This is a genomic window from Komagataeibacter europaeus, from assembly GCF_002173515.1.
Taxonomy (GTDB): Bacteria; Pseudomonadota; Alphaproteobacteria; order Acetobacterales; family Acetobacteraceae; genus Komagataeibacter; species Komagataeibacter europaeus.
Genome location: NZ_CP021467.1, coordinates 562282 through 581547 on the forward strand (window position 1 = coordinate 562282; position 19266 = coordinate 581547).

General features: G+C 64.2%; 18 protein-coding genes. 4 read left to right on the forward strand and 14 right to left on the reverse strand.

What is annotated here, in order from left to right; translation table 11 throughout:
• Window positions 1-141: 141 nt before the first annotated feature.
• From S101446_RS02410 to S101446_RS02420, 3 genes are read right to left on the reverse strand one after another with little or no spacing between them, the layout of a single operon-like run.
• Window positions 142-1656 carry an efflux transporter outer membrane subunit gene (locus tag S101446_RS02410; protein ID WP_232272598.1) on the reverse strand — a complete coding sequence of 505 codons (1515 nt, stop codon included), beginning with the start codon at window positions 1654-1656 and terminating at the stop codon, window positions 142-144.
• A 5-nt stretch (window positions 1657-1661) separates the two neighbouring features.
• On the reverse strand, window positions 1662-3197 hold the full coding sequence (locus S101446_RS02415) for an MDR family MFS transporter (protein WP_087607491.1): 1536 nt from the start codon (window positions 3195-3197) through the stop codon (window positions 1662-1664).
• Window positions 3194-4357, reverse strand: a complete 1164-nt coding sequence (locus tag S101446_RS02420; protein WP_087607492.1) for an HlyD family secretion protein — start codon at window positions 4355-4357, stop codon at window positions 3194-3196. Before S101446_RS02420 ends, S101446_RS02415 begins: the two co-directional genes overlap by 4 nt.
• Before the next feature lie 116 nt (window positions 4358-4473).
• On the opposite strand from S101446_RS02420, the gene S101446_RS02425 reads away from it, so the two are divergent.
• Window positions 4474-5115 carry a TetR/AcrR family transcriptional regulator gene (locus S101446_RS02425; protein WP_087607493.1) on the forward strand — a complete coding sequence of 214 codons (642 nt, stop codon included), beginning with the start codon at window positions 4474-4476 and terminating at the stop codon, window positions 5113-5115.
• Window positions 5116-5148: 33 nt separating this feature from the next.
• Here the strand turns inward: S101446_RS02425 and S101446_RS02430 are convergent, their stop codons facing one another.
• The 4 genes from S101446_RS02430 to S101446_RS02445 form a co-directional block, all read right to left on the reverse strand.
• On the reverse strand, window positions 5149-5757 hold the full coding sequence (locus tag S101446_RS02430) for a YceI family protein (RefSeq protein WP_087607494.1): 609 nt from the start codon (window positions 5755-5757) through the stop codon (window positions 5149-5151).
• A gap of 55 nt (window positions 5758-5812) precedes the next feature.
• Window positions 5813-6643 carry a DODA-type extradiol aromatic ring-opening family dioxygenase gene (locus S101446_RS02435; RefSeq protein ID WP_087607495.1) on the reverse strand — a complete coding sequence of 277 codons (831 nt, stop codon included), beginning with the start codon at window positions 6641-6643 and terminating at the stop codon, window positions 5813-5815.
• Window positions 6644-6882: 239 nt separating this feature from the next.
• A complete protein-coding gene (locus tag S101446_RS02440) occupies window positions 6883-8046 on the reverse strand; it encodes an OprO/OprP family phosphate-selective porin (protein WP_010508498.1) in 1164 nt (387 codons plus the stop codon).
• 182 nt (window positions 8047-8228) lie between these two features.
• Window positions 8229-10163, reverse strand: a complete 1935-nt coding sequence (locus tag S101446_RS02445) for an N-acyl-D-amino-acid deacylase family protein (protein WP_087607496.1) — start codon at window positions 10161-10163, stop codon at window positions 8229-8231.
• Between the two features lie 230 nt (window positions 10164-10393).
• On the opposite strand from S101446_RS02445, the gene panS reads away from it, so the two are divergent.
• Window positions 10394-11314 (forward strand): ketopantoate/pantoate/pantothenate transporter PanS, encoded by a 921-nt coding sequence (gene panS, locus S101446_RS02450; protein WP_087608804.1) that lies wholly within the window; start codon window positions 10394-10396, stop codon window positions 11312-11314.
• A gap of 18 nt (window positions 11315-11332) precedes the next feature.
• On the opposite strand, the gene S101446_RS02455 is transcribed toward panS, so the two are convergent.
• Window positions 11333-11521 (reverse strand): hypothetical protein, encoded by a 189-nt coding sequence (locus S101446_RS02455; RefSeq protein WP_010508502.1) that lies wholly within the window; start codon window positions 11519-11521, stop codon window positions 11333-11335.
• A gap of 17 nt (window positions 11522-11538) precedes the next feature.
• On the opposite strand from S101446_RS02455, the gene S101446_RS17585 reads away from it, so the two are divergent.
• Complete coding sequence (locus S101446_RS17585) at window positions 11539-11829, forward strand: hypothetical protein (protein WP_157684797.1); 291 nt, start codon at window positions 11539-11541, stop codon at window positions 11827-11829.
• A 99-nt stretch (window positions 11830-11928) separates the two neighbouring features.
• The gene (locus S101446_RS02460; protein WP_087607497.1) at window positions 11929-12945 is read left to right on the forward strand and encodes an LLM class flavin-dependent oxidoreductase; all 1017 of its coding nucleotides are present in this window, start codon (window positions 11929-11931) and stop codon (window positions 12943-12945) included.
• A 144-nt stretch (window positions 12946-13089) separates the two neighbouring features.
• Here the strand turns inward: S101446_RS02460 and S101446_RS02465 are convergent, their stop codons facing one another.
• The 6 genes from S101446_RS02465 to S101446_RS02490 form a co-directional block, all read right to left on the reverse strand.
• On the reverse strand, window positions 13090-14019 hold the full coding sequence (locus tag S101446_RS02465; protein WP_087607498.1) for a 2-hydroxyacid dehydrogenase: 930 nt from the start codon (window positions 14017-14019) through the stop codon (window positions 13090-13092).
• A 31-nt stretch (window positions 14020-14050) separates the two neighbouring features.
• Window positions 14051-14806: a 2-keto-4-pentenoate hydratase gene (locus S101446_RS02470; protein ID WP_087607499.1), complete on the reverse strand. Its 756-nt coding sequence runs from the start codon at window positions 14804-14806 to the stop codon at window positions 14051-14053.
• 175 nt (window positions 14807-14981) lie between these two features.
• On the reverse strand, window positions 14982-15989 hold the full coding sequence (locus tag S101446_RS02475) for an ABC transporter ATP-binding protein (protein ID WP_167376411.1): 1008 nt from the start codon (window positions 15987-15989) through the stop codon (window positions 14982-14984).
• The gene (locus S101446_RS02480; RefSeq protein WP_087607501.1) at window positions 15986-17017 is read right to left on the reverse strand and encodes an ABC transporter ATP-binding protein; all 1032 of its coding nucleotides are present in this window, start codon (window positions 17015-17017) and stop codon (window positions 15986-15988) included. The genes S101446_RS02475 and S101446_RS02480 overlap by 4 nt, the downstream gene beginning before the upstream one ends.
• On the reverse strand, window positions 17007-17978 hold the full coding sequence (locus tag S101446_RS02485; protein WP_087607502.1) for an ABC transporter permease: 972 nt from the start codon (window positions 17976-17978) through the stop codon (window positions 17007-17009). Before S101446_RS02485 ends, S101446_RS02480 begins: the two co-directional genes overlap by 11 nt.
• Window positions 17975-18976 carry an ABC transporter permease gene (locus S101446_RS02490; RefSeq protein WP_048851904.1) on the reverse strand — a complete coding sequence of 334 codons (1002 nt, stop codon included), beginning with the start codon at window positions 18974-18976 and terminating at the stop codon, window positions 17975-17977. The genes S101446_RS02485 and S101446_RS02490 overlap by 4 nt, the downstream gene beginning before the upstream one ends.
• Between the last annotated feature and the right edge of the window lie 290 nt (window positions 18977-19266).

Here is a 19266-nt window from a genome sequence, read left to right on the forward strand (position 1 = left end):
CGAGATCGCAAAGTTCAGTCTCCCGCCCGTGGTCGTTCAACCCTTATGAATTCAGATCGGGACGGTGGCAATATCCACGCAGGCGCAAGGGGGCGGAAGTTTCATTGCGAAATGTAACCGACGCAACCGGACGGAACGTGCTTAACGCCCTGCTGTCCGGACTGCGGCAGCCGACGGGGCAGGGGATTCCCAGCCAAGGCCAAGCGCCTTCTGCACGGCAATATAGTCATTGGTCATGCTGGCCTGCGCCTGTGCCTGTTCCTGTTCGATCTGGACGCGCTGGCGTTCCACATCCAGCGCGTCAATGACAGACAGGGTGCCCGCGCGCTGGCGCTGCCGGGCCAGTATCCATGACCGGTCCGACGCCCCGCGCGCGTCCTGCAGTTTCAGCACATACTCGCGCTGGTGGCCAAAGCGGGACAGCGCGCCTTCCGCATCCTGCAGCGCGGACAGGACAACCCCCTGGTAATGTGCAAGGGCCGCGTCGCGCCCGCCCCTGGCTTCGCCCACGCGCGAATTGGTGCGGGCGAAGTTCAGGATGCTCCATTCCAGCGTCGGCCCGCCCATGTAGGAAAAGCTGTCGCCTGAAAAGAAACGCTGCCCGTTGGCGGCGGTGAAGCCAACCGTGCCGAACAGGCTGATCTTGGGAAAATACTGTCCGATGGCCTGACCGATCTGGGCATTGTTGGCGGCAATGTCACGTTCGGCCACGCGTATGTCGGGCCGCCTGCGCAACAGGTCGGCGGGGTTGCCCACGGGCACAACCGCAGGTGGCAGGGGAATGGGAACGGGCGCGGACAGTTGTGCATCAAGCTGTCCCGCCTCACGCCCGGTCAGGGTTGCCAGCGCGTCCATATAGCTGGCCTGCTGCGCCTGCATCGGGGCAATGGCGGCCTGGACCTGTGACAGCTGGCCCAGGAAGCGTTCCACGTCTTCCTGCGATGCCGTGCCCTGCATCCGGCGCTGGCGGGTCAGGTCCAGCATGTTCCGTTCAATTTCAATGGTCCGCTGCATGAGCGCAAGCCGGTGCTGCACGCCGCGCAGGCTGACGTAATTGCGCCCCACGTCAGCCGCCAGCCGGACCCGGGTATCGGCCAGCTGCGCCATCTGGGCCTCGCTTTGCGCGCGCGCGCCCTCATACCCGCGCCGGTTGCCGCCAAAGGGGTCGATTTCCCAGCTGGCGTCAAAGCCCGCGCCATAGGAATCCGATTTGATGGCGGGCGGCAGCGCCATGGCATCCGGCTGCCCGCTGCCGCCAAGGACGGATGTGATATCGCCCGTCGGCAGGCGCGTGCGGTCCCAGAACGCGGCCATGCCCCCACCGGGGAAGAACCCGGCAAAACGTTCGCGCTGGGTCGCGCGCGCGGTATGCAGCCGGGCCGCCGCCTGCTTCATGTCGGGGCTGTTGCGCAGCGCGGTGGTGACCAGATCCGTCAGCACCGGGTCATCCAACCCTTCCCACCAGTGCGACAGCGGGGCCTGCGTGGTGGTCAGCGCAGGATCGGCGCGATGGAAGGCGGCCGCGTGTTCGGCCACGGGGGCGACATGGGGCGGTCCCTTGTAATCGGGGCCTACGGAACACGCCGCAAGCACCATGGCCAGGGCCGCGCCAGCCGCAGGGCGGCGGGCGTGACGAAGGGGAAGGAAAGGGGTCATGTCTGTCATCCCACCGTCATGCCGGTATCTTTGGGCATTGGCTTGATAAGGAATACAAGCGGCATCATTACCAGCAGGGCGATGCCGAATATCCAGAACAGGTCGCCATAGGTCATAACGGTCGCCTGCCGGGCAATCAGCGCGCTGAGACGCGCCAGCCCGTAATGCTGCACGAATTCCTGCCCCAGGGGGGAATTGGCGGTGACCGTTTCCTCGATGCGGGCGGTATGCAGGTCCATCCTGCGGTCATGCAGTGTCGCCACCGCCGCCAGCCCGAACGAACCGCCAAGGTTACGCGCGGCGTTGAACAGCCCGGACGCATCTTCCGCATACTGTATGGGCACGGCGCTGGTCGCCGCCTGATTGAGGAACAGCAGCGAGAAGAACTGCGCAAACCCGCGCACCACCTGCGACCAGAAGAAATGCGGCCCCGCGCTGTCCGGTGACAGATGCGCGTTCATGAAACAGCTGACCACATACAGGAACATGCCGAACGCGATGGCCAAGCGGATATCCAGCTTGCGCACCAGAATGGGAAACACCGCCAGCATAAGCAGGGTGGGAATGCCGCTTATGGCGGCCACCACACCGGACTGTTCGGAATTGTAGTCGGGAACGGCAGCGAGGAACTGCGGGATCAGGTACAGGATGCCATACAGCGCGCCCCCCACCCCGAGGCTGAGGACAAACACCCCGAAAAAGCTTTTCTGCAGCAGGATTTTCAGGTGAATGACCGGCTGGCGTGAACGGAACTGCCCGATCACCAGCAGGATCATGCCGATGGCGGACATGATGCTGAGTTCACGGATCATGTCGGATTCAAACCAGCGTTCGCGCTGCCCTTCCTCCAGCACCACCGTAAGCCCACCCAGACCCAGTACCAGCCCCGCCAGTCCGTAATAATCGGTATTGCGGAATTCGCCCCAGTCAATTTTACCCGCAGGCAGGCCGACAAACAGCAGGATGCCCAGCCCGATACTGATGGGCAGGTTGAGGAAGAAGGCATAATGCCAGCTGAGGTTTTCCGTCAGCCACCCGCCAATGACCGGCCCGATCACCGGGCCAAGCACGGCGGTCATGCCAAACAGGGCAATGCCCACCGGGCGCTGGGCCGGCGGCAGGCGTGTCGCCACGATGGTCATGGCGGTGGGGATCATGGCCCCGCCGGTAAAGCCCTGTCCCACGCGGCCGATGATCATGTGCATGAGGTTGGGCGACAGTCCGCACCACATGGAAAAGATGGTGAACAGCACGGCGGCGATCAGCAGGAAGTTGCGTAGCTTGAATATGCGCTCGAACCATCCGGCCAGCGGGATCATGACGATTTCAGCCACGAGGTAGGCCGTGGTGACCCATGTGCCCTCGCTGCTCGACGCCCCGATTTCCCCCTGGATGGTGGGCAGGGCCGAATTGACGATGGACGTATCCAGCGTCGCCATCAGCGCGCCAATGGTGCCCGCCGCCACCGCCAGCCATGCCGCTGCATCCGCTTTCTGCGGAACGGCGGCGGGGCTGTTATCGTCTGGTGGCTGCGTGCTCACGACCCGTTACCGGCGGGGGCAGGGTCACGGACGGCCACGGACGTATCCACCGCCGCCGTAACCGACAGGCCGGGGATCAGCACAACGCGCTGTGCCGCATCGAGCTGGATATGGATGCGTACCGGCACGCGCTGCACCACCTTGGTGAAATTGCCGGTCGCGTTGTCGGGCGGCAGCAGGGCGAACTGCGCGCCCGTGCCCGGTGCGAAGCTTTCGACCGTTCCGTGTATCGTCTCGCCCCCCAGCGCATCGACCGACACCCTGACCGGCTGGCCCGCGCGCATGCGGCGGATCTGCGTTTCCTTGAAATTGGCCACCAGATAGATGTCCTGCACCGGCACGATGGTCATCATGTGCGTGCCAACGGCGGCATACTGGCCCACGCGGGCGCTGCGGTCGCCCACGCGCCCGTCCACGGCGGCACGGATTGTGGTGGCGTCCAGATCCACCTGCGCGGAACGCTGCTGGGCAATCGCCTGTTCAATACGGGCCTGTGCCTGCAGGATTTCGGCACGAAAGGTTGCGATCTGAAGCTGCGCCGATTTCAGGGCGGCGGTGGCCTGCGCCAGCTGGGCATGGGCCTGCGCGCTGCTGTTGCGCAACTGGTCATAATGTTCGTTCGTTTCCGCGCCCGTGGCGGCCAGCGCGCGGTAGCGGGCGACCTGCCGGTCCGCAAAATCGACCTGGGCCTGTGCTGCGTCGCGCCGGGCCTGCGCCTGTGCGATTTCGGCATCCTGCGCATCGATCTGGGCCTTGGTCTGGATGACCGCGGCATTGCCCTGGTCAGCCAGCGCGCGGGCCTGTTCAAACCGGGCGCGGGGGTCGCGTTCATCCATGCGTACCAGCACCTGCCCCTTTGTCACCGCCTGGTTTTCGGCCACCAGCACCTGATCGACAAAGCCCGCCACGCGGGTGGACACCGTAACCTGATCGGCCTGCAGGTACGCGTCATTGGTGGACTGGATGAACCGCCCATGCAGCCACCACTGGACCAGCCACGCGATGAATGCGACCACGGCGACACCCGCGACGCATGCCACAATCAGTTTGCGTATGGCGGCCTTGCGCGGGTCAGCCGGCTTTTTCGTATCGGGCTGTGGCGCGCCGGACGGGGCGGGCTGGCCTGAGGGGGACGGGTCGGTCGGTGAGGTATCAGGCATGCGCCACCATATATGGAACGGTTCGGTACGGTTTTGTTAGGTGGACAGTTCCGCGTGGTCAAGCCACATATGGCCGCGCAGTTGCGGCAAAACATGTTGGGGACGGGAAAGTTGTAATGTCGACCATGCTGGGCAAGCCGCGCCGTTCAGGCCGCCCGACGCCCGAGGAGTCCGCCCGGCTGGACCGCTACCTGCTGGACGTGGCGGGCAGGCTGTTCATCGCCAATGGTTACGCCGGGACATCAATGGGACAGATCGCGCGCGCGGCGGGCGCCAGCAAGCAGACGATCTATCACCGTCATCCCTCCAAGGAAGCCCTGTTCAAGGCGGTCATCACGCATCTCAGCGCCTCGCTGCTGGAACGGGATACGCAGGCCGCGCTGCTTGATCCGTTGCAGGCGCTCAAGGACGTATGCCGGATGCTGCTTGATTTCATCATGCGGGAAAACGTGATCGCCACGTACCGCATGATGATCGCGGATGGCTACCGTTATCCCGGCCTGATCGACCATGCCATGGATGAAATCGTCGCCCCCTTTCACGGTCGGATCACGACCCTGCTGACCGCCGCCGTGGCGGCAGGGCAGATCCGTGGCGGCACGGATAATGAAAACACGTCCCGCCTGCTGACCGGGATCATGACCGGATGGCCGATCCAGCAGCGCCTGCTGGGGCGTGAACCCCTGCATGACGCGGCGGCACGCGCCGCGTTCATGGAGGCGGCATGGTCCATGTTCCTGCGCGGGGTGGCGGATTGAGGGGCAGGACACGGCACATCCGGCCCGGCGGGGTCAGTCCTGTTTTTCAAACGCACCGGCAATGGTCAGGGTCACGTCATCCCCCACCATCGGCAAATAGGTCCTGATCCCGAAGTCACTGCGACGGATGCCTGCCGTGGCCGAGAACCCGACCGTGTAGACCTTGTCCAGCGGGTTGACGCCCGCGCCGATGTAACGCGCATGCAGCACGACCGGCCGTGTCACGCCATGCAGCGTCAGGTTGCCGGTAATCGTGGCATTGTCCGCGCCACCGGGTACGACCGAGGTGGACGTGAACGTTGCGTTCGGGTAGCGGGCGGCATCAAACCAGTCAGGATCCTTCAGTTCCCCGGTCAGCCTGTCGCTGGGCGTATGGATGCTGCCGACCGGCACGCTGACATCCAGCCGGGATGCGGCCGGGTGGGCGGGATCAAGCTGCAATGTGCCGCTGACACCTGAAAACATGCCGGAATAGGGTGTGAACCCCAGGTGCAGCAGGGAAAAGATGATCTCGGTATGTTCGGGTTCGACCCGGTATCGTCCGGCCTGCACGTCATGGGCGGGGGATGCCGCCAGTGCCGGGGCGACAGGCAGCGCCAGCAGGCAGGCGGCGGTCATGCCATTCAGAATGCTTCTGTTCATATTGCAGTGCCCTCAATGGAGGAAAACGGGGGAGGCGGCAGGACCGTCACCCCCATCAGCCAAACCGGAAGCCCGATAGCGCCTTGCCCATGACGGTGTCGCTGTAATCGCGCACGCCCCGGTCGGCCCCGGCCGCGCCCGCAGCGAACATGAGCGGCAGCAGGTGTTCAGGCCGGGGATGGCAGATTCGTGCGCCCGGCGCGTGGGTCCACTGCGTCAGGGCTTCGGTCCGTATGTCCGGCGGGGATTCCACCGCATGGGTCAGCCATGTGTCGAATTCACGCGATACGGCGTTGGATTGCGGGTTCTGCCCCATGAGGTGATGCAGGTTGTGATATGTCATGCCCGTACCCACGATCAGCACGTTCTGCGCGCGCAGCGGCTGCAATGCCGCCCCGGTCCGTATTTCCAGCGCGGCGTTCAGGTCGCGCTGCAGCGACAGTTCGACAATCGGGATATCCGCCTGCGGGAATGCCAGCATGAACGGTATGAACACGCCATGGTCAAACCCCCGCCCGGGGTCCTGCGCGCTGGTGATGCCCGCCCCGTCCAGCAGGGCGCACACCTGTGCCGCAAGCCGGGGCGAACCCGGCGCGGGATAACGCAACTGGTATGTATGGGGCGGAAAGCCGGAATAATCATAGATCAGTGGTGGGTGCGCGCCGGATGTTACCGTGGGCACCCCCGTTTCCCAGTGGCTGGACATGACCACGATCGCGTCGGGCCGCCGGGGCAGGGTGGCGGCCACCCCGCGCAGGTAGGCCGCCATATGGTCCCATGTATCCGGCCAGTCCATGAAGAAGCACGGTCCCCCGCCATGCGGCAGGAACAGGACCGGCTGCCGTGGCCGTGCCGTGTCATTCCGGGCGCCGGGTTGCTGTTCCATGCCGGTTATTTCCCTGTCGTGGTCATTAGACGCTGTTTGAAACCGAACAATTGATAAAAAACAATAAAAGTCTTTGGGTGTCGCTTTTTTCAAAAAGGCGACGTGCCTCGAAACGTTCCGGAAGCAGCTTCGTCAAGAACGTCCTTATGATCTGTCCACCCCTTCGTACTGGCAGCAACGTCTGGCTGGCCGAGGGGATCGTCAGGCTATCGGGAAACTTTCATATTCGGAACAGTCCTTTAGAATTTTATCTGGAACATCGACATGACCGCATGGAAATGTTCGGCTGATGGCGTGCGCGTGACCTGCCCGTATTCATACTGCACGGTCGTGCGGATGATCCCCGTGGGCCACCAGTTCACGGCCAGTGACCCGGTCTGCTGGTCGCCGCCATGTATGGGGCCGGATTCAAGGTCGGCCTGTGAATAGCGGGCCGCGACTTCCAGCACGCCATAGCCGTTGCACAGCACGCTCTGCTTCCTGTCACATGATGGGGAGGAAAACGCCGCCGTGCGTCCCTTCCACTCCCGTTGCCTGCCATTGATGGTGTAGCCAAGCTGTCCGTACCATCCGTGAAAGCGTAGCTGCTGGCTACTGTTGCTGATGTGGCTGTTCAGCAGGATGTCATAGGCTTCGCCCTGGAACAGCAGTCTTTTCCATGACACCGCGGCCTCCACCCCGAAGGCGCCCGCGCTGTCGGACAGGATCTTCCCTGTATCGAGGTATTTTGAAACCGTCCCCGGATTGATTTCAGGATTATCGGACAGTGACAGCGCCGGGGCGGCATTGCGTGCGGAAGCCGGGCGGAATATCCATTCCCCCGAAACCCCCAGGTGGAACAGCAGGGCGCGCGTCCTGACCGGCAGGCCGACAAGGCGGAAGGCCATGGCGCGCTGGTTGCCGTTTTCGCCCGGCCCCGCGGTGCCCGCAGTGGCGGACAGTGCGAAATGATAGCGTTTCCCGTAGGTTTCCGCCTGCACGGCCTGCCGTTCGATACCCGTGGCCAGGTTGCGGGTCAGGGTGGAAATGCTGGACCGTTCGATAAAGACGGTATCGCCCTGCGCCTGCATGGATTCAAGGCCGAAGCTGGGTTTGAAAATCCCCGCCGTAAATACGAAATGCCGCAACCCGACATAGGAAACCTGACCTTCAAACAGGCGCATTGGCCCACCGGGCGCGGGTCCGAAATCCCATATGGCCCCGATTTCGACCTGTTTGTGGATATTCAGCCGCACGCCATTGCGCAGGCGCGCGCCCCGTGCCCCCGTCCCCGGATGGCTGGGGGAGGCATTGGCGAACCCGCCCATGTCAAGCTGGTCCGTGGCATAGGGCTTTATGGTCACGCCATGCAGGTCAATGGTGGGCACGGTCTGGGCATGGATGGGGACAGCGTACAGCAGCACGAAGGCGCCTAACGCGGACCCGGCTTGCAATCGGCATGACAAGGGATGGTAATCTCCACGCAATGCTTGGGGGCGCACCCGCAGCCCCATAGCATGGACAGACGACGGGAGAGGCCATCAAATATGCGCGGGTACGTGTTGCCTGTTGGGAAACAGGGGCGCGTGGACAGGCAGGCAGGCAGTCATCCGGTCGCGCTCACCTTATCTGCGCAATCCGGCGACCGGGCGTGCAGGGTGGTGCGTTCATCCGGGTGGTCTTTCGCACGTATGACCCGGCCAAAGGCCGTCTGGCCAAAGTCACGGGTGTACGCGCCATCGGTCCATGCCGTCCGGCCCGCGACCACGACATGGCGGACGACACCGGGCGGCCGGTTGATGACCTGACGGCAGCCAAGGGCACTGCGATGGACGAATTCATAGGTTTTTTCCGGATCCCACCGCCGCAGGGCATCTGGGTCGATCACGCACAGATCCGCCTGCGCGCCTACCTTCAGCACGCCTGTATTGAGGTTGAAAAAGCCAGCGGGCAGGCCGGTCAGCCGATGGACGGCAATGGCCACCTGCCGCGGCCCGTCAGGCTGGGCGATTTTCAGGGTCCGCAGGTTTCCGTCATAAAAGGCGATATTGGCCAGATGCGCGCCGCTGTCATTGAATCCCGGCAGCGTATGGGGGTTGAACAGCAGCTTTTTCAGCGTGGCCGGATCGCGGTTGGCAAAGGTCGTCTCCCACCGCAGGTCCGTATCCCATTGCCGCAGCAGGTGGATGAAAAAAGCGGCGTCATCCTCGATGGGATTGGGAAAGGTCGTGAAAAACGCGGCTTCTTCCGTATTGACCGCCCCATGGCGTCCCTTCGTCGCCTGCCACTGCCGCAGGCGGTGATAGGGGTATTGCAGCGTTTCGCCCTGCCACAGGGGCAGGGGGCATTCGGCCACCTTCATATCCGCCAGGCGCCGGGTCAGTACCGTGTCCTCCAGCCGCAGCAGTCGCCGCAGCCGTGCAATCGACCATCCCGTCCTGCCCTTCAGCCACATTGCGCGGAAGGACGCGATCCATTGCGGGTCATCCAGAATACGCAGCCGCCCCGCCTGGTCATCGAGTTCCAGTTCATTCAGGGCGCGCAGTTCGGGTATTTCGTCCGCTATGGGGTTGATCGCCCCGTCGCTCCATATCCGGAACGTCCCCGACAGCACCTGAAAACGGAACATTCCGTCCAGCAGGCGGGAATTGAGGATGGCGGACAGCGTAAGGCACATCCTGACCGCGGCGCGGTTGGTCCACAGGTCGATCGCCGCCAGCACCGTGGTGCGCAGCGGGCGACCGAACAGCCGCCCGCTGGTCAGCAGGAAGGTGCGCACCGCTTCGATGATATCATCCTTGGGCGGGGTCGCCTGCCACACGCGCCCGTAGCGGCGGACGACATTGGCCAGCTGCGCCAGTTCGCGGTAGCTGGCGTACTGGGTCGGGATCTTGCGCTTCTTGTGCGGGTTGTTCGCCAGGAAATGAAAGGGCAGGGCATCGGTGGAAAAACCGGCGTAGCCCTGCGCCATGCCTGCATCCACCAGACGTTCCATCTGCGCGCGTTCGCGCTTTGTGGGGGGACGGGTAATGGACTGCTGCAGCCCCATGACCGCAATGCGCAACATGGAATGGGGAATGAGCGGGACAATATTGGCCCCCAGCGGCAGGCTGGAAAGATGGTCCAGATATCCCTGTGAATCCGTCCATGTGCAGGCATCGGCCACGCGGGCCAGCACGGGCTTTGGCATGTTTTCCACCCGGGCGAAGCAGTCCACCACGGGATCTTCCCCCGCGCTGCGCTGGTGGCCATAGGTGATCCCGATGGAACAGTTGCCGATCACCACCGTGGTGGTGCCATGGCGCACCACTTCGGGCAGTTCGGGGGACAGTTCCAGTTCAAGGTCCAGATGGGTGTGGATGTCCAGCATCCCCGGCATCAGCCACAGGCCGGTGCAATCCACCTGTGTTGCGTTTTCATCCCAGTCCAGCGATGGGCCGATTGCCGCGACCCGGCCACCGGATACGGCAATGTCGGAAATGACAGGATGGCTGCCCGTGCCGTCAAAAAAAAGCGCGTTGCGGTAAACGGTATCGGGCACGCATGTCTCCCCATGTCGGAACGTGGGCACGCCGGGACCCCGTGCCGCACAGTCACGATAACAGCCCGGCGGGGGGAAGGTTGCGTGCCGCGATGCGGGGAAGGATCACAAAATCATCCACCACCTGTCGCGTGCTCTGGCCATATCGCCAATCGATGCGTATGCAGGCATCCCGCATGAACGGGCAGGAAAGCGCAGGGTGGACATATGCCGCATATACGGAACATGACATGGTGGCCCTGACACGGCTGTTTCCGCTATGGGCGGTCCTTGTCTCGGCCGTGGCGATTGCATCTCCCGCGCCGTTCCTGGCATTGACGCCTGCCATAACGCCACTGCTCGCCTTCATCATGTTCACCATGGGCGTGACGCTGACGGCGGGGGATTTCATGCGCATCGCGCGCAGGCCGCTGCCGGTCATTGCCGGCGTGGTGCTGCACTATCTCGTCATGCCGCTGGCGGCATGGGGGATCGCGCATATGCTGGGCATGCCGCCCATGATCGCCACCGGCATGGTGCTGGTGGGCTGTGTTTCCAGCGGCACGGCGTCCAATGTCATGATCTACCTGTCACGCGGGGATGTGGCGCTGTCTGTCAGTATCAGCACGCTGTCCACGCTGGTCGGTATCGTGGCGACCCCGGTGCTGACACGGTTTTACGTCTCGGCCGGCGTCAGTGTCGATAGCTGGGGACTGTTCCGCAGCATTGTCGAAATCGTGGCCCTGCCGGTCATGGGGGGCGTGGTGGTCAACACCGCCTGTCCCCGTCTGGTCCGGCGGGTTGAGCCGGTGCTGCCGCTGGTAGCCATGGTGTCGATCATGACGATCATCGGCAGCATCGTGACGGGCGTGCGCCCGTCGCTTGCGGCGGTGGGGCCGCTGGTGCTGCTGGGGGTGGTGCTGCACAACGCGATCGGACTGCTGGGTGGGTACTGGGGTGGCCGCCTGCTGGGCTTTGACGAAAGCGTATGCCGCACGTTGGCGCTGGAGGTCGGCATGCAGAATTCCGGCCTGGCCGCGACGTTGGGGCGGCTGTATTTCTCCCCGCTGGCGGCCCTGCCGGGGGCGGTATTTTCCGTATGGCACAACATATCGGGATCAGTCCTGGCCGCGCTGTGGGCGGGGCGGCCCCCACGCGACGGCCGCCCGTGACCCCATGCGCCGTTACCATTATGGCGGCGGCGCGTTACCAGGCGTATGCAGCAACAAAAAAAGGGCGACGACCAGCAGGATGATCGGCAACAGGCCAAGGCCGTTGAAGCCGGTTCCCCTCGGCCCGCCATACCAGCCTGAGCGGTAACCATAGCCACCTCCGCCAATGGCGAAGATGATGAGGGCAATGATAAGAAGGGTCAGCATGGGATATACTCCACGAAATGCCTGCTGGTCCAACGGGCCATCGTGGGGATGGTTCCTGTATTCATGGGCGTGTACGGCAGGCGGAAGCAAGAAAAGCCATAAATAAAACCGCACAGGTCGCGCCATGCATCCTTGTGCCGCTGGATAGGGTGGTTTTGCGCCCCGATGCCGTGGCGCCGGATCTTCCGGCCTGCGTTGCTACAGGGATGTTTGTGGTAAAGCCTTTTGCAAAAAACTTCTGGAAACGCCGTCTTTTTGAAAAAAGGCGGGATCCGGCAAACCTTTCTTCTTTTTTCCTTGATGAATGATCATGCAACACCTGTCCCGAACAGGCCCCGAACTGGATTTTACGCCGTTTCGCTCCATATCTTCCTGACTGGCTGTATCATTCGTGCTGAGGTAATGGCGTGATCCCGTTTTCCGTACTTGACCTTTCCCTTATTACGCGCGGCGGCACCGCGGGCGACGCCTTCCGCAATACGCTGGATCTGGCGCAACTGGCCGATGATCTCGGGTTTGCGCGATACTGGCTGGCTGAACACCATGCCATGCCGGGCATTGCGTCGGCTGCCACGGGCATCCTGATCGGGCAGGTGGCGGCGGCGACACGGCGCATTCGTGTTGGCGCGGGCGGCGTCATGTTGCCCAATCATTCCCCGCTGGTGATCGCCGAACAGTTTGGTACGCTGGAAACCCTGTTTCCCGACCGGATTGACCTTGGTCTCGGTCGTGCGCCGGGGGCGGACCAGCGCACGGCCCGCGCCCTGCGTCGCGACCCGCATGCGCCCGAACGCTTTGCGTCCGACGTAGTCGAACTGCTGCATTATTTTGAACCGGCCGACCCCATGGACACCCATATGGTCCACGCCATACCCGGCACGGGCCTGCGGGTGCCAGTATGGCTGCTGGGGTCGTCGCTGTTTTCGGCGGTGCTGGCGGCGCGGCTTGGCCTGCCATACGCCTTTGCCTCGCATTTCGCACCGGGCCAGATGGCGGAGGCGATCAGCCTCTACCGTGCCCGCTTTGAACCCTCGGACCGTTGCCCCAAGCCCCATGTCATGCTGAGCGTGAACATCATTGCGGCGGATAGGGAAGAAGAAGGCGCGTTGCTGGCCACCTCCCTGCAGCAGTATTTCATTGCCCTGCGGCGGGGACGGCCCATTGCCTTTCCCCCGCCCGTTACCGATACCACCGGCCTGTGGTCGCCAGCGGAACAGGCGATGGTGGACCAGACCCTGTCATGTACGTTTGCAGGTTCACTCCAGTCCATCACGCCACGGCTGCGTGATTTCATTGGCCGGCATGAACCTGATGAGCTTCTGGTTGCGCTGCCCATTCATGACCATGCACTGCGGCGACATGCCCTGGAACTGACCGCTGCCATGCAGGCCACGCTATCGTCGGGTTTACACGTCAGTCCCTGAAGCATCCTTCAGATCAAAACGAAGTTTTTGGCGAAGGTTTTTTCAAAATGCTTCGAAAGACACTGCCTTTTTGAAAAAAGGCGGCACCCGAAAACTTTTATTTTTGATTTCTTTTCAAACAGTAATCCGGTTTTGAAAACCTGTTCAGACCACCGGCGTCAGCAATGGCCTGCCCGCGAAATGGGCAGCAAGATTTTCCACGACCAGCTTTCCCATCGCCATCCGGGTTTCCACCGTGGCGCTGGCGCGGTGGGGCTGCAGCACGGTACGGGATGAGGTCCGCAGCCCCTCGGGCACGTCGGGTTCATGTTCGAACACATCCAGCCCCGCGCCCCTCAGTGTTCCATCCGCAAGGGCTGCGACAAGGGCGGTTTCATCCACCACCGACCCGCGCGCCACGTTGACCAGCACACCATCCGGCCCCAGTGCATCAAGGACCTGCCGGTTGACCAGATGCCGCGATCCCGCCCCGCCGGAGGCCGCCACAACCAGTACATCGCTGTTGCGCGCAAGGGTCGGCAGTTCCGGCACGAAAGTATAACCGGGCAGGTTCTTGTCACGGCGGTCGGTATAGGAAACCGGCATGCCGAATGCACTGGCGCGTGTCGCCACGGCCTGTCCCACATGGCCCATGCCCAGTATGCCCAGCCTGCGCCCCGATACCCTGTGGCCCAGCGGTGGCGCGGGCCTGCGGCCCCATCCGCCATCACGCACGTAGCGGTCCGCCGCCGGCAGCCCGCGCAGCAGCGACAGCAGCAGGCCCATGGCCATGTCCGCCACGTCATCGGTCAGTACGCCCGGCGTGGTGGTGACATGGATGCCGCGTCGCTTTGCTTCATTCAGGTCAACGGCGTCCGTGCCAATGCCGTTGATGGCGATGATTTCCAGATGGGGCAGGCTGTCCATGACGGCGCGGGGCACGCCCGTGCCGCCGCCGGTCGCGATACCGCGTATCAGTCCGGCGATTTTCTCCAACGGTTCACCGGCTGTCGGCCGATGGACGGTATAGGCCGCATCAAGCTGTTTCTCGATTTCAGGCATCATGGGTTCAAGCAGCAGGATATCGGGCTTCATGTCAGACCTTTCGTACGGGGGGCGAGGGGGCTCAGGCCAGATGGGCGCGTACCGCCCCCAGCGCGGGGAAGCTGGCTTCGACATCCGTGCCGTGTGCGACGAAAATGGTGCCAGTGGTGGAACCGGTTGTCACCACGCAGCCCGCACCAATGCCCATGCCGCGACGTGCGGCATGATTGGCCAGCCAGACAAGCATGCGCAACGGGTCGCCTGCCGCGTTGCCGCCGATATGATCCACCGCGACCTTGCCATTGATCCGCAGCACCACGCGTTCGCGTACCGGATCAAGCGTGCGCCACGCGGTGGTGCCGGGGCCTACGATCATGGCGCCATGGCTCTGCTGGTCGGCGGCATGCAGCAGTTTATGCAGTGATCCGGGCCGGGCGAAGCGGGTATCGAGGATCTCGATCACCGGGTGGGCCGTGCCAATGGCGTCCAGTACCTCGTCACGTGTCCATGGCGCGGCCCGTGGGGGCAGGGCGCGGGCGAAACGGTAGCCGATCTCGGCCTCGACCCCCAGGTGGCGGCACGTATCCGCCGGGACCGTGGCGCCATCACTGAAAATGGTCGCGGTATGGATGGGCGCGCAGGCGGGTTCGGCATCCGGGCTGGATGCGCCTACTTTCCACCCGCCAACCGGGCCCAGGGATCGTCCCACCGTATCCTGCACGGCATAGGCTTCTGCCTCCGTGGCGGGTACCAATGCCCCGTCCACGCTGGCGGGCGGTGGCAACTGGCCGCGCCGTACGGCAAGGAGCAGTTCAGGCAGGCTGGTGCTGGCAGGCATGAAAATGGGATCCCCCCGATACGGTCATGACCCCGGCACGATGGCACATCATACCCCCGCACGCCATGCCAGGGCCGGGGACGTGACCTGTGGTCTTGGTCAGACGCGTCGTGAATTATCAAAAGTTTCGAAGGACGCTGCCTTTTTGAAAACAGGCGGTGCCCAAAAACTCTTATTATTCATCAACGGATCCGTCACGATGGGGCGCAAGCGGGAAATGGCACGCCGCTTCGTGGCCGGGGCGGATGAAATGCAGGGCGGGCGTCTCCGCCCGGCAGCGGTCCTGCACATATGGACAGCGCGTATGGAAGCGGCATCCGGCCGGGCGGTTGACGGGGCTGGGTATGTCACCCCCCAGCGGCGGCGGGGGCGTGGCACCCACCACGGGGCGGGGCACGGCGGCGGTCAGGGCCGCGGTATAGGGATGGGCGGAGCGGTGCAGCACGTCATCCGTCGCCCCGATTTCAACAATCGCGCCCAGATACATGACGGCCACGCGGGTCGAGACCTGCCTGACCACCGCAAGGTCATGCGCCACGAACACGTAGGTCAGGCCCAGCCGTGCCTGCAGGTCGGCAAACAGGTTGACGATCTGGGCCTGCACCGACACATCCAGCGCGGAAACCGGCTCATCCGCCACCACCAGGCGGGGGGACAGCGCAAGCGCGCGGGCAATATTGATGCGCTGGCGCTGGCCGCCGGAAAATTCATGCGGATACCGCGCCAGTGCAGCGGCAGGCAGGCCGACCAGATCCATGAGGTCACGTACGCGCCGTTCAATGTCCACAGCCGACCGCCTGCGCCCATCCGGGCCGCGATGGACGCGCAGGGGTTCGGCCAGCAGGTCCCCGATACGGCGGCGCGGGTTCAGGCAGGCGCTGGAATCCTGAAACACCATCTGCATGCGGGGCCGCAGCGGGCGCAGGCGGCGTTCAGGCAGGGTGGTGATGTCGCGGCCTTCAAACACTATCTGTCCCGCCGATATGTCCGTCAGCCGCAGCATGCATCGTCCCAGCGTTGACTTGCCGCAGCCGGACTCTCCCACCAGTCCCAGCATCTCGCCCGGCATGACCGACAGGGATATGCCGTCCACCGCCACCAGATGCCGCCCATGCCCCACGTGGTAGGTCTTGGACAGGTTGCGCACCACCATCAACGGGGCAGGGGCCGGTGTATCGTTCATGGGCATGCGTCCCCACGGGCAACCGTGCGCGGCGGCAGGGGCGTGCCCTCGGCTGGCAGCACGCAGGCGGCCGCATGGCCGGGGCCAAGCGGCACCAGCGCGGGCGGGGCTGCGGTGCAGGTGGCATGGACATGCGCGCAGCGTGGGCCGAAGGCGCAGCCGGGCGGGCGGTCCGCGGGCACGGGCGGCGCACCGGCAATGGCAGGCAGGCGATCGGGCCGTGGACCATAGAGCGGCGGGATGGAATCCAGCAGGGCGGCGGTATAGGGGTGGCCGGGATGGTCAAAGACCCGGCCCGATGGCCCGGTTTCCGCCACCCTGCCGGAATACAGCACCAGCGTGCTGTCACAGGTCTGGGCCACGACGCCCATGTCATGTGTAATCAGCAGCACGGACGATCCATGTGTTGCGCGCAGCGAACGGATCAGGTCAAGGATCTGTGCCTGCACCGTCACGTCCAGCGCGGTTGTCGGTTCATCGGCGATCAGCAGCGTGGGGTTGCATGACAGCGCCATGGCGATCATCGCGCGCTGCCGCAGGCCGCCCGATAACTGGTGGGGATAGCGTCGCGCCATGCGTTCGGGGTCGGGCACGCCCATTTCACCCAGTATCCGCACCGTACGCGCCCGTGCCTGCGTGCGGGAGACGCGTTCATGGGCGCGGATCTGTTCATCAATCTGCCAGCCGATGGTATAGACGGGGGTGAACGCCGTCATCGGGTCCTGGAAGATCATGGCGATGTCGCGCCCGCGCAGGCGGCGCATCTGCCGTGGCGGCAGCCCGACCAGTTCCCGCCCGCGAAAGCGCACCGACCCGCTGACCCGCACCCCCGGCGTGTCAATCAGGCCCATGATCGCCATGGCGGTGACGGACTTGCCGGACCCGGATTCCCCCACCAGCCCCAGTATCCCGGCCTCCGGCAGGCTGAAGGAGACGTGCTCGACAATCGGCACCATGCGCCCGCGCGCGGGAAAGCCGACACACAGGTCACGGACGTCCAGAAGCGGGGCGGGGCGGTCAGCGGGCATCACGCACCCTCGGGTCAAGGAACAGGTAGATCACATCCACCGCCGCGTTGGCCAGCACCACGAACACGGCGGAATACATGACGGTGGCCATGATGACCGGCAGGTCCAGCGTGGTCAGCGCGCGATAGGTCAGGCGACCGACGCCCGGCAGGCCGAACACCACTTCCGTCAGCAGCGCGCCACCGCCCGCCAGCTGCGCGAAATCCATCCCGAACAGGGAGACGAATGTAACCATGGACGTGCGCAGCCCGTGCCACAGCAGCACGCGCGCGGGTGACAGGCCCTTGGCGCGCGCCGTGCGCATGAAGTCCTCCCCCGCCAGGGTGACAAGGTCGGTGCGTAGCACGCGGCTGTATATGCCGATGAACATGATCGCCAGCACGACCCACGGAATGACCAGTGCGCGGAACCACCCCAGCGGGCACTGGCTGAAGGGTATGTAGCCCAGCCCCGGCACCCATGAAAACAGCCATGTGTCGTGATAGCGGTTCTGGGTGATCAGGTTGGCGACTTCCCCCAGCCAGAACACGGGAATGGAAATCCCCACCAGCCCCAGCATCATCAGCCCTCGGTCCACCCATGTATCCTTCATGGCGGCGGCCACCGTGCCCATGGCGATGGATACCGTCACCCAGATGAACGCCGCCCCGCAGACCAGGCATGCCGTGACGGGGGCTGCCTGCATGATCTCGGGCACCACCCGTTCGCCGCGGTTGGCATAGGATGCAAGGTCGCGGGTGATGAACAGCTTCTTCATCATGATCGCGTACTGCACCGGCAGCGGGCGGTCGAAGCCGTATTCATGGCGCACCTTTTCCATGGTCTGTGGCGATGCGTTCCGTCCGGCAATGCGCGCGGTCGGGTCCGCGCCGGGTGTTGCGAAAAAGATGCCGAACACAAGGACCGACACGCCAAACAGCACCAGCAGCGTCTGGCCCGCGCGGCGCAGCAGGCCGGTCATGAACGCCGCCCCCCGTCACGCACGTCCAGCGCATCACGCAGTCCGTCACCAAGGATATTGAGCGCCAGCACCACGGTCACGATCGCAATCCCGGGCGCCACGGCCACCATGGGCCGGGTATAGATCAGGCCCTCGCCATCCTGGATGATGGTTCCCCACGAAGGCTGTGGCGCCTGCACCCCGAGCGAGAGGAAGGACAGCGCACTTTCCGCCAGCAGCGCCAGCGCCATCAGCAGCGGGCCGAGCGTGACCAGCGTGGTCATGACATTGGGCACGATATCGCGCAGCATGATCCGCCATCCCGGCACACCCAGACAGCGCGCGGCCGTCACGAATTCCGCCCGCCGCAACGCCATGACCCGCCCGCGTATCGGGCGCGCGGCATAGGGCACGTAAACCAGCGCGATGATCATGACGGGAATGAACAGGCTGTCCGCCCGCAGCACGAACGGGCCAAGGCGCACCTGCTGGCTGACCATGACAATGGAAAGCGATATGGCGAACAGATAGACCGGCACGGCCCACATGATGTCCATGATCCGGGACAGGACAGTATCGACGATCCCGCCGAAAAACCCCGCGACAATCCCCACGCCCGCCGCCAGCAGCAGGCACGTGATGGCCGCCCCGGCCGAGATCAGCAGTGAATTGCGGCCGCCATACAGCAGGCGCGCCATCACGTCGCGCCCCTGGCTGTCGGCCCCCAGCATGTAGGTCGTGCGCCATGTCGGCCCGATGGGGCTGAGGCCAAGGTGCAGCGGATTGTCATTGGGCTGCATGATGTCCACGTCCCGTCCGTCCAGCATGATGGTGCCCGCCACGGTGGACTGGAACGGGTTGGTCCGGGCAATGGCGTGGGCGTAGAACGGGGCCAGCAGGCACGCAGTGGTCACCGCCACCAGTACGGCCAGCGCCACCATGGCCGACGGGGTGCGCACAAGGTTGCGCGCGGCCTGCCGCCATGGGCCGGGGGATGCGGGCTGGGTCTGGGCGGACATGATGGTATGGCACTCAGAAACTTGGGTCAGGACACGAATGCAGGGTGGCATCATATCCCCCGCTTGCGAAGGGGCTGTCACGACCCGGGCCATGTTTTATCCGATTTTGCCGGCCGGTCGGGCATGACGGGCGGGAGAACCATGTTCCATGATGGACAAGGGCGACGTGCGCCCGGAACAGTCGCCACAATTCCCGTGGTTGCAGCGGACGGGCCTGACCCTTTCGGGCGCAGGCGGGTCTGCAGACTGTCTGAAAAGTTGGCCCGGAAAACATTCAGCAATCATAAAGA

What these genes read in the sequence shown, in the direction of transcription:
- S101446_RS02410 (WP_232272598.1), bottom strand. Translation starts at nt 1,656, where the DNA reads ATGACCCCTTTCCTTCCCCTTCGTCACGCCCGCCGCCCTGCGGCTGGC.
- S101446_RS02420 (WP_087607492.1), bottom strand. Translation starts at nt 4,357, where the DNA reads ATGCCTGATACCTCACCGACCGACCCGTCCCCCTCAGGCCAGCCCGCC.
- S101446_RS02425 (WP_087607493.1), top strand. Translation starts at nt 4,474, where the DNA reads ATGTCGACCATGCTGGGCAAGCCGCGCCGTTCAGGCCGCCCGACGCCC.
- S101446_RS02430 (WP_087607494.1), bottom strand. Translation starts at nt 5,757, where the DNA reads ATGAACAGAAGCATTCTGAATGGCATGACCGCCGCCTGCCTGCTGGCG.
- S101446_RS02435 (WP_087607495.1), bottom strand. Translation starts at nt 6,643, where the DNA reads ATGGAACAGCAACCCGGCGCCCGGAATGACACGGCACGGCCACGGCAG.
- panS (WP_087608804.1), top strand. Translation starts at nt 10,394, where the DNA reads ATGGTGGCCCTGACACGGCTGTTTCCGCTATGGGCGGTCCTTGTCTCG.
- S101446_RS02455 (WP_010508502.1), bottom strand. Translation starts at nt 11,521, where the DNA reads ATGCTGACCCTTCTTATCATTGCCCTCATCATCTTCGCCATTGGCGGA.
- S101446_RS17585 (WP_157684797.1), top strand. Translation starts at nt 11,539, where the DNA reads ATGCCTGCTGGTCCAACGGGCCATCGTGGGGATGGTTCCTGTATTCAT.
- S101446_RS02465 (WP_087607498.1), bottom strand. Translation starts at nt 14,019, where the DNA reads ATGAAGCCCGATATCCTGCTGCTTGAACCCATGATGCCTGAAATCGAG.
- S101446_RS02470 (WP_087607499.1), bottom strand. Translation starts at nt 14,806, where the DNA reads ATGCCTGCCAGCACCAGCCTGCCTGAACTGCTCCTTGCCGTACGGCGC.
- S101446_RS02475 (WP_167376411.1), bottom strand. Translation starts at nt 15,989, where the DNA reads ATGAACGATACACCGGCCCCTGCCCCGTTGATGGTGGTGCGCAACCTG.
- S101446_RS02480 (WP_087607501.1), bottom strand. Translation starts at nt 17,017, where the DNA reads ATGCCCGCTGACCGCCCCGCCCCGCTTCTGGACGTCCGTGACCTGTGT.
- S101446_RS02485 (WP_087607502.1), bottom strand. Translation starts at nt 17,978, where the DNA reads ATGACCGGCCTGCTGCGCCGCGCGGGCCAGACGCTGCTGGTGCTGTTT.
- S101446_RS02490 (WP_048851904.1), bottom strand. Translation starts at nt 18,976, where the DNA reads ATGTCCGCCCAGACCCAGCCCGCATCCCCCGGCCCATGGCGGCAGGCC.